The following is a 12,029-nucleotide window of genomic DNA, read 5'->3' as shown; positions in this document are numbered from 1 at the left end:
CCAGGCAATGACCTCCCCGCAGAGCTCCAGCGACCGCGCAGCGGCCGCACCGCTCCTCGAGATCAAGAACCTCGAGGTCGGATTCAAGACCCAGCGCGGTTTCATTCCGGCCGTCGAGGGCGTCAGCATGCGCCTCGAGGCCGGCCAGACCCTCGCCATCGTGGGGGAGTCCGGTTCCGGCAAGTCGACGACCGCGCAGGCCATCATCGACCTGCTGCCCGGTGCAGGCAAGGTCACCGGCGGCCAGATCCTCTTCGAGGGACGCGACCTCACGACGCTCGCGCCCAAGGAGATGCAGGCCGTGCGCGGCAACCTGATCGGCTACGTGCCACAGGACCCGATGTCGAACCTCAACCCGGTGTGGAACATCGGTTTCCAGGTCGAGGAGGCGATCAGGGCCAACGGTGTCGCCAAGGGTAAGGCCGCGCGTGCGCGCACCATCGAGGTGCTGCAGCAGGCCGGTCTCGCCGACGCCGAGGTGCGCCTCAAGCAGTATCCGCACCAGTTCTCCGGGGGCATGCGCCAGCGCGTGCTCATCGGCATCGGCCTGTCGTCGCGCCCCAAGCTGCTGATCGCAGACGAGCCCACCTCGGCGCTCGACGTGACGGTGCAGCGCAAGATCCTCGACCACATCGAGACCCTCACGCGTGACTACGGCACCTCGGTGCTGTTCATCACCCACGACCTCGGCCTCGCCGTCGAGCGCGCCGACCAGCTGGTCGTCATGTACAAGGGCAAGGTCGTGGAGTCCGGCCGTTCGGTGGACATCCTCGCCAACCCGCTGCACCCCTACACGCAGAAGCTGGTGGCGGCGGCCCCGAACCTTGCCTCCCGGCGCATCCAGTCCGCCCGCCGTCCCGAGAGCACCAGGAAGCTCGACATCGCGTCGATCGGCTCGGTCGACGACCGCATGATGGCCAAGGCCGACGCGCGCGACAGCGGCCCCAGCGAGAACCTGGTGACCGTCGACGACATCACCAAGATCTACCGGATCCGCCGCGGTGGATTCAAGACCGACGAGCTCAAGGCAGTCGACGGCGTCTCGTTCACCATGCCGCGCGGCACGACGACCGCGATCGTGGGGGAGTCCGGCTCCGGCAAGTCCACCGTCGCCAAGCTCATGCTGCAGCTCGAGACCATCACGTCGGGGTCGATCCGCTTCGATGGGCAGGATGTCGCGAAGCTCAAGGGCGCCGACCTGCTCAAGTTCCGCCGCCGCGTGCAGCCCGTGTTCCAGGACCCGTACGGATCGCTCGACCCGGTCTACAGCGTCGGCAACACGATCTCCGAGCCGCTCAGGGCCCACGGGATCGGCGACAAGAAGTCCCGCTCGGCACGCGTGTACGAGCTCCTCGAGCAAGTCGCGCTGCCGGCATCCACCGTCAACCGCTACCCGAACGAACTCTCGGGTGGCCAGCGGCAGCGCATCGCCATCGCCAGGGCACTCGCCCTCAAGCCCGACGTGCTCGTGCTCGACGAGGCGGTCTCCGCACTCGACGTGCTCGTGCAGGGCCAGGTGCTCGAACTGCTCACCGACCTGCAGGCCGAGCTCGAGCTCACGTACCTCTTTATTACGCACGACCTCGCGGTGGTCAGGCTCATCGCCGACACCGTGTGCGTGATGCAGAGCGGCAAGATCGTCGAGCGGGCCACCACCGACGAGGTCTTCGACAACCCGCGGGAGGAATACACCCGCACCCTTCTCGAGGCCATCCCCGGCGCGCACTTCGAGTTCGGCCGCTGACCGCACGACGGTCAGGCGACGCCAGTCGACCGTCGCCCCGCACCGGCCGATCCATGGCCGAGGCACCCGAGTTCGCCCCCCGGAAACGGGGGGCGAACCCCGTATCAGGCGCGGCGCGGTAGACTGGCGGGCGCAGGGCACCACCGACGTGATCCTGCGGATCCCAGAGACTCCCACTCCAGCGCCCGCTGGGTGTTGGTCATGCCTCCTCGCGCATCATCCGATCGAGGCTGCCAGACGCCCGAGACGGTGCCCAGTAACCAAGGACACAAACACAATGGCCATTGCCACCCGCAAAGACCTGCGCAACGTCGCTATCGTCGCCCACGTCGACCACGGCAAGACCACCCTCGTCGACGCGATGCTGAAGCAGACCAACTCCTTCGACGCCCACTTCGAGGGCGAAGACCGCATGATGGACTCGAACGACCTCGAGCGCGAAAAGGGCATCACGATCCTCGCGAAGAACACCGCGATCTCCTACAACGGCAAGCACGCCTCGGAGCACGGCGCAGGCGGACCGATCACCATCAACGTGATCGACACCCCCGGCCACGCCGACTTCGGCGGAGAGGTCGAACGCGGCCTGTCCATGGTCGACGGTGTCGTGCTCCTCGTCGACGCCAGTGAGGGCCCGCTTCCGCAGACCCGCTTCGTGCTGCGCAAGGCACTCGAAGCCAAGCTGCCCGTCATCCTGCTGGTCAACAAGACCGACCGTCCCGACGCGCGCATCGACGAGGTCGTCGCCGAGAGCCAGGACCTCCTCCTCGGCCTCGCCAGCGACATGGCAGACGATATGCCCGACCTCGACCTCGACGCCGTGCTCGACGTTCCCGTCGTCTACGCCTCCGGCCGCAATGGTGCCGCGAGCGACAACAAGCCCGAGAACGGCACCCTGCCGGACAACGACGACCTCGAGCCGCTGTTCGACGCGATCCTCACCCATGTGCCCGCCCCCGTCTACGACGATGAGCACCCCCTGCAGGCCCACGTCACCAACCTCGACGCCTCGCCGTTCCTCGGCCGCCTCGCCCTGCTCCGTGTCTTCCACGGCGAGATCCGCAAGGGCCAGCAGGTCGCATGGGTCCGCCACGACGGCAGCGTGCAGACCGTCAAGATCACCGAGCTGCTCAAGACCAAGGCGCTGACCCGCTTTCCGACCGAATCCGCGGGCCCCGGCGACATCGTCGCCGTCGCTGGCATCGAGGACATCACCATCGGTGAGACCCTCGCCGACCCAGAAGACGTTCGGCCGCTGCCGACGATCACGGTCGACGACCCGGCCATCTCGATGACCATCGGAACCAACACCTCGCCGCTCGTCGGCAAGGTCAAGGGCCACAAGCTCACCGCGCGCATGGTCAAGGACCGCCTCGACCGCGAGCTGATCGGTAACGTCTCGATCAAGCTCGTCGACATCGGCAACCCCGCCGCGTGGGAGATCCAGGGCCGTGGCGAGCTTGCCCTCGCCATCCTCGTCGAGCAGATGCGTCGCGAGGGCTACGAGCTGACCGTCGGCAAGCCCCAGGTGGTCACCAAGCGCGTCGACGGCAAGGTGCACGAGCCGTTCGAGCAGCTCACCACCGACGCCCCCGAGGAGTACCTCGGCGCGATCACGCAGCTGCTGGCCGCCCGCAAGGGTCGCATGGAGAACATGAGCAACCACGGCACCGGCTGGGTGCGCATGGAGTTCCTCGTGCCGTCGCGTGGCCTCATCGGCTTCCGCACCGAATTCCTCACCATCACCAAGGGCACCGGTATCGCCAACGCGATCTCGCACGGCTACGAGCCCTGGGCCGGCGAGATCGTCACCCGCACCAACGGGTCCATCGTCGCCGACCGCTCCGGCGTTGTCACCCCGTTCGCGATCGTCAACCTCCAGGAGCGCATGACGTTCTTCGTCGAGCCCACCCAGGAGGTCTACGAGGGCATGGTCGTCGGCGAGAACTCACGCGCAGACGACATGGACGTCAACATCACCAAGGAGAAGCAGCTCACCAACATGCGCCAGTCGACCTCCGACACCTTCGAGCGCATGACGCCATCGCGTCGTCTCACGCTCGAGGAGTGCCTCGAGTTCGCGCGCGACGACGAATGCGTCGAGGTCACCCCCGAGGTGGTGCGCATCCGCAAGGTCGAGCTCGATGCCAACGCCCGGGCGCGGTCGACCTCCCGCCTCAAGAAGCAGAACGCATGACCCGAAGGGTCCGGATGGCGCTGTCCGCGGCGCTGCTCCTCGGCGGAATGACGACCCTCGCCGGGTGCAGCGTGGCAGACAACGTGGTCGGCGGTGTCGTCGACGAGGTGCGGGGCGGGGTGGATGACGCCGTCACCGACGTACTCGGCGGCGCGGGCGTCTCCACCGACGGCAACGTACCGAACGGCTTCCCGACCGACGCCGTGCCGCTCACCGGCACCGTCGCGGGCGGCGGGGCCGGGACGGACGCGACCGGCTGGGTCGTGCGCACAACCCTGGCGAACGCCGGCGAATTCGCCGCAGCGCAGACCGCGCTCGAAGGGGCGGGGTTCGAGGGCTCGGCGGTGAACGCCGACGAGACCAGCGGATTCGGCACCTTCACCTCCGACCGGTACACCGTGATCCTCACCGTCACCACGGGCTCCGACGACGTCGTCACCGCGACCTACGTCGTGACCCCCGCGGCCTGAGCCGCAGCATCCACGAAGCCGCGTCGGGGCATCACGCGAACAGCGGAGCGCCCAGGTAGCTGCCCTCCGAGGCGCCGGGCGGCACGGCGAAGATCGCCGACCCGATGTGCCGCACATATTCGTTCATCGCGTCATTCGCCGCGAGGTTCGCCTGCACCGGTACGAACTGGGTTCGCGGGTCGCTCTGGTAGCAGAGGAAGAACAGTCCGGCGCTGAGCCGCCCGAGGTCGTCGTTGCCGTCGACGAAGTTGTATCCCCGGCGCAACAGCACTGCTCCTCCCGTGCTGTCGGGGTGCGCGAGTCGAACGTGCGCGGCCTCGTCGATGAGCGGTATCCCGTCTCCGGTGGTGCGGTCAAGGTCGAGTCCCGCGAATTCGTCACCGCCGGTGAGTGGCGCCCCATCGCCCTTCGTGCGGCCGATGACCCTTTCCTGCTCGCGGAGGGACGCGCGGTCCCAGGTTTCGATGGTCATGCGGATCTTGCGGGCGACCAGAAACGAGCCACCGGCCATCCAGGGCTGCGACTGTGCGGCCGATGCCCACACGTGGTCGTTCACGAGCGCGGTGTCCTCGGCCTTCACATTGGCCGTTCCATCCTTGAACCCGAACAGGTTGCGCGAGGTCACCTGCCCACGGGTCGTCGACGACGTGCGCCCGAATCCCAGCTGCGACCAGCGGATGGATGCGCGACCGAAAGCGATTCGAGACAGGTTGCGAACCGCGTGCACGGCGACCTGGGGGTCGTCGCTACAGGCCTGAATGCAGAGATCCCCGCCGGTCTGCGACTCGACCAGCGCGTCCCCGGAGAAGTGCGGCAGATCGATCAGCTCCTCCGGGCGACGGGATGCCAGGCCGAAGCGGTCCCGCCCGTCCGCCGACTGGAACAGGCCGGGCCCGAAGCCGACCGTGATCGTCAGCCCCGCGGGAGGCAGTCCGATGGCCTCGCCCGTGTCAGAGGGTGGTGCGTCGTATGCGCCGCCGACCGCGCCTCCGTCCCCGGCATCGAGGCCGCGCGTCAGTTGGGCTGCGGCGACGGTCCAGTCCCTGAGCAGGTAGATGAGCTCGTCGCGGCTAATGTCTCCCACGTCGAAGCTCGCGAAGTGCAGGCGGTCCTGGGCCGCGGTGACGATGCCCGACTGGTGCGTTCCGTAGAACGGGTAACTGGATGCCGCCCCCGACGTCATCGCCGCACCCGCAGCGAGCACGGCCCGGTCCGCGGCGATGCCGACCCCCGCGCCCACCGCACCGGCGCCGACGAGCCCGAGCAGACGGCGACGGGAAAGCCCGGGCTGCTCGTTCGCCGACGGTGTCGCGGTGAGACGTTCTGCGCCGGGTGCCTCGTCCGCAGCCATCAGTCCACCAGTGCGGCGGTCAGCCGGGAGAGGGGTTCCGCGAGCGCGTTGACGCCGTCCGCGAGCCCCTTCACCTGGTCCGTCGTCAGGTCGTCGTAGTAGGTGAATCCCGACTCGAGGCTGCCGAACGTGGCCAGCTGCGCCTCGAGCTCCGCGAACTCCGCGTCGAGGGTCCCGACGAGTTCGGGGTCGCCCGGCTCGACGATGTCCCTGACACCCTCGTAGGCGACGCGCGCGCCCTCGAGGTTGCCCTGGAAGTCCCAGAGGTCGGTGTGCGACCAGATCTCCTCTTCTCCGGTGATCTTGCCGGAGGCGACCTCGTCGAGCAGTCCGATGGCGCCGTTGCTGATCGCGTCGATGGTCACCGAGTAGTCCGTGGCGTACACGGCATCGAAGAGCGCCTGCGTGTCGGTGGTCAGCAGGTCGGAAAAGTAGGAACGCTCGTCGGCGGTGAGGGCCACGTACCCGGAATCCGCCGGCGGCCACAGGTCCTTCTCGATGCGGTGCCAGCCGGTCCACTCGTCGCCCTCGGCGACGTCCGCCTCGCGGAAGTCGATCGACGGGTCGAGGTCGCCGAACGACTCGGCAACCGGTTCGATGCGTTCGTAGTAGGCCCGCGACGTGGCGTAGAGCGACCGCGCTGTGTCGTCGTCGCCGGCGCGGTATGCGTCGAGGAAGGCCCGGGTGGCCGGCACGAGCTGCGCGACCTGGTCCTTGACGTAGGCGACGTAGTTGGCTGCTGCGGCGTCCAGTCGCTGGGCCTCGTCACCGGTCGGTTCGACGGTGGAGCCGGAATCGGTGACCGTGAATGCGGCACGACCGACGCCGTCACCGATCATGCCCGGCTTGCACACGGTGAAGTACTCCCCGGGCTGCAACGCGAGGGTGAGGGTGCGGGGGGCGCCCGGTGCGATGTTCTCCACCTCGCCGACGATGCGCAGGCCGTCGTCGGCGAGCAGGTAGAACTCGGTGGCGATGTCCGTGCTGTTGGTGACGTCGAATGCGACGGTTCCGCTGGGTGCGCTCGTGGAGGAGAGGACGCAGTCGTCGGCTGTGCTCTCGACCGAGAGTGCCGCAGCATCCGCCCGCTGGCTGTTTGCGACGCATCCGGCGAGCGCGACGGCGACCGCGATCGCCGTCAGGGCGGAAAGGCCGAATCGTATAGTCGGTGCGGTCATGAGGATGCTCCCTGTGCTGGCGCTGCTGCGCGATCCGCAGTGCTGGATGGTGGGGTGGATGCCGCGGCAGCGGTGTCCGCGACGGCAGCCCCCGCAGGCGCCGCCGTGCGCGGTCGTGCACGCTGCCGCCGCGCGGTCACGATGAACACCGTCAGCACGGGCACGACGTAGCAGGCCCACGCGATGGCTTCGAGCCACGTCGTCGCCGGCGAGAAGTTGACGGTGCCCTTGAGCAGCGTGCCGTACCAGCTCGACGGCGGGATGATGCCGCTGACGTCGAACGCGAGGGCGCGCAGCCCCGGCAGCACGCCGGCCTCCTGCAGGTCGTGGACGCCGTAGGAGACCACGCCGGCCGCGACCACGATGAGGAACGCGCCCGTCCAGGTGAAGAAGCGCGTGAGGTCGATGCGGAGCGTCCCGCGATAGATCAGGTAGCCGAGCACCACGGCGACGCCGATGCCGCCCGCCGCCCCCAGCAGCGGGAACGTCGTCTCCCCGGTGGCCTGCACGGCCGCCCAGATGAAGAGTGCAGTTTCGATTCCCTCGCGGCCGACGGCGAAGAACGCCACGAGGACGAGTCCCCATCCGCTGCCGTCCAGGTGGCGGTTCACGTGCGATCGGAGCTGGCCGCTCAGGTCCCGCGCCGTGCGCAGCATCCAGAAGATCATCCAGGTCACGAACGCGGCAGCGACCAGCGACAGTGCCCCGCCGATCAGCTCCTGCGCCTCGAAGCTCAGGCCGTACGCGCCGAAGGTGAGTACCGCGCCGAGGCTGAGCGACACCGCGACAGCGAGGCCGACACCGAGCCAGATACGCTGGATGACGTCGTGACGGCCGATTCGCCTCACGTACGCGATCAGTACGCCGACCACCAGCGCGGCCTCGAGGCCTTCGCGGAGGCCGATCAGGAAGTTTGCGAGCACCGGCGTCTTTCAGGAGTTGAACTATGGTTAGCCTAACCTTACAAACGCCGACTCTAGGCCCGGGCGTGCGTCCTGTCCACTGAGAGCCCACGGAGGGCCGAGAACCTCCCGGCATCCGGGCACGTCCTGTTCGTGCACGCGCACCCCGACGACGAGACCATCTCGTCGGGCGGGACCATCGCGACACTGGTCGACGAGCGCTCCGGCGTGACGGTGCTCACCTGCACGCGCGGGGAATGCGGCGAGGTCGTCCCGGCCGACCTGCAGCACCTCGTCGAGCGGCAAGATGCCCTCGCCGCGCACCGCGAGGTCGAGCTCGCCGCCGCCATGCGGGCGCTCGGCGTGACAGACCACCGCTTCCTCGGCGAGCCGAGTGCGCGCATGGCGGGCCGCGAGCCCCGCCGCTACCGCGACTCCGGAATGGTGTGGGGCGAGTACGGCGCCGAGGCACCGCCGTCGCTCCAGGCCGACTCGCTCGCCGCGGCCGACAGCGGGGAGGTCGCCGCCGATGTCGCCACCGTCATCGCCGCGACCGGCGCGACCGCCGTCGTGAGCTACAACGCCTACGGCGGCTACGGCCACCCCGACCACATCGCGGCCCACAATGCCGCCCGAACGGCCGCGCGCGTCATGGACGTGCCGTTCTTCGCCATCGAACCCGACGACCTCGGCGGCCCAGACGGCTCTGGCGGCTACGAGAGCCCCGATGGCGTCGACCGTCCCGGCGTGGACCTCGTCGAGTACGAGGTCGACGTGACCCCGGTGCTCGACCGCAAGATCCTCGCCCTGCGCGCCCACCGCAGCCAGCTGACCGTCGACGGCGACACGATGGTCATGTCCGGTGGCCAGGTCGCGCCGATTGCGAGCGTCGAGAGGTTCCGGCTCATCGACGAGACGATGGATGCGGCATCCACCCCACCACCACCGGGCCCGGGCTCCGCGGCAGTCGCCATCGCACTCTCGCTCGTCGCCGGCCTCGCCATCGGCGCGCTCGGAACCGTCGTACACCAGGTGCGCGTCGACCTCGGCGTCGCGGTGCCTCTCGGCGTCATCGGTGCGCTGTTCACCGTCGCCGCCCTCGTCGTCGGGCTGCGCGTGCTCACCGACGGGCGCCTACTGCCGGGCGCGGCGACGGTCGGGCTGCTCGCCGCCGTCGGCATCCTCTCGCTCGAGAGCGCGGGCGGATCGGTGCTCATTCCGCAGTCGACCCTCGGCTACGTCTGGCTGTACGGGTCGGTCGGCATCGCGTTCCTCGCGCTGGCGTGGCCGAAAGCCGTCCAGCCAGCGGAGGGTACGATGAAGACTTCGTCTGCATCGAAGGGAACCACCGCACCGTGACCTACGTCATCGCTCTTCCGTGTGTCGATCTCAAGGATCGGGCGTGCATCGACGAATGCCCCGTCGACTGCATCTACGAGGGTGACCGGATGCTCTACATCCACCCCGACGAGTGCGTCGACTGCGGCGCGTGCGAGCCCGTGTGCCCCGTCGAGGCCATCTACTACGAAGACGACGTGCCCGACCAGTGGGCCGAGTATTACAAGGCCAACGTCGAGTTCTTCGACGAGGTCGGCTCCCCGGGCGGCGCCGCGAAGGTCGGGGTCATCCACAAGGACCACCCGATCATCGAGGCCCTTCCCCCGCAGACCGTCGGCGCCGAACACTCGGTGTGACGCTCTCCCTTCCCGACTTTCCGTGGGACGCCCTCGTTCCCTTCGCGAAGCGGGCACGCGCGCACCCTGACGGCATCGTCGACCTCTCCGTCGGATCGCCGGTAGACCCGACGCCCGCGCTCATCCGTGACGCCCTCTCGGCGGCGACCGATGCGCACTCCTACCCGCAGGTCATCGGCTCCGTTCCACTGCGCGAGGCCATCGCGCACTGGTTCGACCGCCGTCGCGGCGTCGCCGGCCTCACCGTCGACCAGGTGATGCCCACGATCGGCTCGAAGGAGCTCGTCGCCGGCCTGCCGCTCTGGCTCGGTATCGGCGCGGGCGACGTCGTCGTGGTGCCGCGCACCGCATACCCGACCTACGCGATCGGGGCTGCCCTGGTCGGCGCGACCGTCGTCGCGAGCGACGACCCTGCCGAGTGGCCGGAGAACACCCGCCTGGTCTGGGTCAACAGTCCCGGCAATCCCGACGGACGCGTGCTCGGCGTCGATGAGTTGCGCGCCGCGGTCGACCGGGCGCGCGAGCTCGGCGCCGTCATCGCGGGCGACGAGTGCTACGCGGAGCTCGCCTGGGACGCCCCGTGGGCGGGCAGCCCGACTCCCAGCATCCTCGATCCCGCGGTCACGGGCGGCGACACCTCCGGCGTGCTCGCGGTGTACTCCCTCAGCAAGCAGTCCAATCTGGCCGGGTACCGCGCCGGCTTCATCGCTGGATGCCGCGACACCGTCAGTGGCCTCGTGGCGATCCGCAAGCACCTCGGGCTCATCACCCCCGATCCCGTGCAGGCGGCGATGCTGGTCGCCCTCGGCGACGACGAGCACGTGACGCAGCAGCGAGACCGCTACCGCGCGCGCCGCACGGTACTGCACGACGCGCTCCTCGCGGCCGGGTTCCGCATCGACCACAGCGAGGCGGGACTCTACCTCTGGGTCACCAGGGGCGACGACAGCTGGAGCACCATCACCGCGCTCGCGGACCTCGGCATCCTCGCGGCCCCCGGGTCGTTCTACGGGCCGGCGGGGGAGCGCCACGTCCGGCTGGCGGTCACCGCCACCGACGAGCGGGTCGGCGAGGCCGCGAAGCGCCTCCGCGCGGCCTCGTTCGCCTGACTTGGCGGCCGGGTTCGCGCGACATCGGCGGTGAACCGCCGGATGTCACGGCTGGGCGCGACTGCCATTTAGGCTGTACGCGTGAACGATGACGCCACGACACCCGACGACAAGGCCACACTCACCTATCCCGGTGGGTCCGCCGAGTTCCCCATCCTCCGCAGCACAGACGGGGCGTCGAGTATCGACATCTCCACGCTGACCAAGCAGACGGGATACACGACCCTCGACCAGGGCTTCGTGAATACCGCGTCGACGAAGAGTGCGATCACCTACATCGACGGCGACAAGGGCATCCTGCGCTACCGCGGCTACGCCATCGAAGACGTCGCCAAGAACTCGACCTACCTCGAGACCGCATACCTCCTCATCTACGGTGACGTGCCGACCGCCGACCAGCTCGGCGAGTTCGACGAGAAGATCCGCCGCCACACCCTGCTGCACGAAGACCTCAAGAGGTTCTTCGACGCCCTCCCGCACAGTGCGCACCCGATGTCGATGCTGTCCAGCGCCGTCTCCGCCCTGTCGACCTACCACGAGGACTCCCTCGACGTGCACGACCCCGAGCAGGTGGAAATCACCACGATCCGCATGCTCGCGAAGCTCCCGGTCATCGCCGCATACGCGCACAAGAAGAGCCTCGGCCAGGCGTTCCTCTACCCCGACAACTCGCTGAGCTTCGTCGACAACTTCCTCAAGCTCAACTTCGGGGTCATGGCCGAGCCATACGAGGTCAACCCCGTCGTCTCCAAGGCGCTCGACCGGCTGCTCATCCTGCACGAGGACCACGAGCAGAACGCATCCACGTCGACCGTCCGCCTCGTCGGCTCGACGCAGGCCAACATGTTCTCGTCGATCAGCGCCGGCATCAACGCCCTCTACGGCCCGCTGCACGGTGGAGCCAACGAGGCCGTGCTCACCATGCTCGCGGGCATCAAGGAGTCGGGCGAAGGCGTCGACAAGTTCGTGCAGCGCGTCAAGAACAAGGAGCAGGGCGTCAAGCTGATGGGCTTCGGGCACCGTGTCTACAAGAACTTCGACCCCCGCGCCAAGCTCGTCAAGGAGAGCGCCGACGAGGTACTCGCCGCCCTCGGCGTGCAGGACGACCTTCTCGACATCGCCAAGGAGCTCGAAGCCGTCGCGCTCGCCGACGACTACTTCATGGAACGCCGCCTGTACCCGAACGTCGATTTCTACACCGGCGTCATCTACAAGGCGATGGGCTTCCCGTCGCGCATGTTCACCGTGCTGTTCGCGATCGGGCGCCTGCCCGGCTGGATCGCGCACTGGCGCGAGATGACCCAGGACGGCGCGACGAAGATCGGTCGCCCGCAGCAGCTCTACATCGGCGAGCCGGCCAGGGAGTGGCCGACCCGCTAGCCGT

General features: G+C 68.7%; 10 protein-coding genes. 7 read left to right on the top strand and 3 right to left on the bottom strand.

What is annotated here, in order from left to right:
* Positions 1-7: 7 nt before the first annotated feature.
* The 3 genes from G5S38_RS02350 to G5S38_RS02340 all read left to right on the top strand — a co-directional run bounded on the left by G5S38_RS02350 (position 8) and on the right by G5S38_RS02340 (position 4,411).
* Positions 8-1,744, top strand: a complete 1,737-nt coding sequence (locus G5S38_RS02350) for a dipeptide ABC transporter ATP-binding protein (RefSeq protein ID WP_201276554.1) — start codon at positions 8-10, stop codon at positions 1,742-1,744.
* Between the two features lie 277 nt (positions 1,745-2,021).
* A complete protein-coding gene (gene typA, locus G5S38_RS02345; protein WP_165063799.1) occupies positions 2,022-3,941 on the top strand; it encodes a translational GTPase TypA in 1,920 nt (639 codons plus the stop codon).
* A complete protein-coding gene (locus G5S38_RS02340) occupies positions 3,938-4,411 on the top strand; it encodes a hypothetical protein (protein ID WP_165063797.1) in 474 nt (157 codons plus the stop codon). Before typA ends, G5S38_RS02340 begins: the two co-directional genes overlap by 4 nt.
* Positions 4,412-4,442: 31 nt before the next feature.
* On the opposite strand, the gene efeB is transcribed toward G5S38_RS02340, so the two are convergent.
* Genes efeB through efeU form a run of 3 tightly spaced genes read right to left on the bottom strand, consistent with a single transcriptional unit; the run spans position 4,443 to position 7,863 of the window.
* Positions 4,443-5,762 (bottom strand): iron uptake transporter deferrochelatase/peroxidase subunit, encoded by a 1,320-nt coding sequence (gene efeB, locus G5S38_RS02335; protein WP_165063795.1) that lies wholly within the window; start codon positions 5,760-5,762, stop codon positions 4,443-4,445.
* Positions 5,762-6,940 carry an iron uptake system protein EfeO gene (efeO, locus tag G5S38_RS02330; protein WP_165063793.1) on the bottom strand — a complete coding sequence of 393 codons (1,179 nt, stop codon included), beginning with the start codon at positions 6,938-6,940 and terminating at the stop codon, positions 5,762-5,764. Before efeO ends, efeB begins: the two co-directional genes overlap by 1 nt.
* Entirely contained in the window at positions 6,937-7,863 is a 927-nt protein-coding gene (gene efeU / locus G5S38_RS02325; protein ID WP_165063791.1) for an iron uptake transporter permease EfeU, read from the bottom strand. Before efeU ends, efeO begins: the two co-directional genes overlap by 4 nt.
* Before the next feature lie 132 nt (positions 7,864-7,995).
* Here efeU and G5S38_RS02320 point away from each other — a divergent pair, with 132 nt between their 5' ends.
* From G5S38_RS02320 to G5S38_RS02305, 4 genes are all read left to right on the top strand, one after another.
* Positions 7,996-9,201 (top strand): PIG-L family deacetylase, encoded by a 1,206-nt coding sequence (locus G5S38_RS02320; RefSeq protein ID WP_165063789.1) that lies wholly within the window; start codon positions 7,996-7,998, stop codon positions 9,199-9,201.
* On the top strand, positions 9,198-9,536 hold the full coding sequence (fdxA, locus tag G5S38_RS02315) for a ferredoxin (RefSeq protein WP_165063787.1): 339 nt from the start codon (positions 9,198-9,200) through the stop codon (positions 9,534-9,536). The genes G5S38_RS02320 and fdxA overlap by 4 nt, the downstream gene beginning before the upstream one ends.
* Positions 9,533-10,645 (top strand): succinyldiaminopimelate transaminase, encoded by a 1,113-nt coding sequence (dapC, locus tag G5S38_RS02310; protein ID WP_165063785.1) that lies wholly within the window; start codon positions 9,533-9,535, stop codon positions 10,643-10,645. Before fdxA ends, dapC begins: the two co-directional genes overlap by 4 nt.
* Before the next feature lie 81 nt (positions 10,646-10,726).
* Positions 10,727-12,025, top strand: a complete 1,299-nt coding sequence (locus G5S38_RS02305) for a citrate synthase (protein ID WP_165063783.1) — start codon at positions 10,727-10,729, stop codon at positions 12,023-12,025.
* Positions 12,026-12,029: the final 4 nt, after the last annotated feature.

The organism is Marisediminicola senii (assembly GCF_011057645.1).
Taxonomy (GTDB): Bacteria; Actinomycetota; Actinomycetes; order Actinomycetales; family Microbacteriaceae; genus Marisediminicola; species Marisediminicola senii.
The sequence above is the reverse complement of the archived record's forward strand: the minus strand, read 5'-3'. Positions and strand labels throughout refer to the sequence as shown.

Bases quoted from the DNA above. Each gene is read 5' to 3' on its own strand.
- efeB (WP_165063795.1), bottom strand. From the start codon at position 5,762: ATGGCTGCGGACGAGGCACCCGGCGCAGAACGTCTCACCGCGACACCG.
- efeO (WP_165063793.1), bottom strand. From the start codon at position 6,940: ATGACCGCACCGACTATACGATTCGGCCTTTCCGCCCTGACGGCGATC.
- typA (WP_165063799.1), top strand. From the start codon at position 2,022: ATGGCCATTGCCACCCGCAAAGACCTGCGCAACGTCGCTATCGTCGCC.
- G5S38_RS02350 (WP_201276554.1), top strand. From the start codon at position 8: ATGACCTCCCCGCAGAGCTCCAGCGACCGCGCAGCGGCCGCACCGCTC.
- G5S38_RS02340 (WP_165063797.1), top strand. From the start codon at position 3,938: ATGACCCGAAGGGTCCGGATGGCGCTGTCCGCGGCGCTGCTCCTCGGC.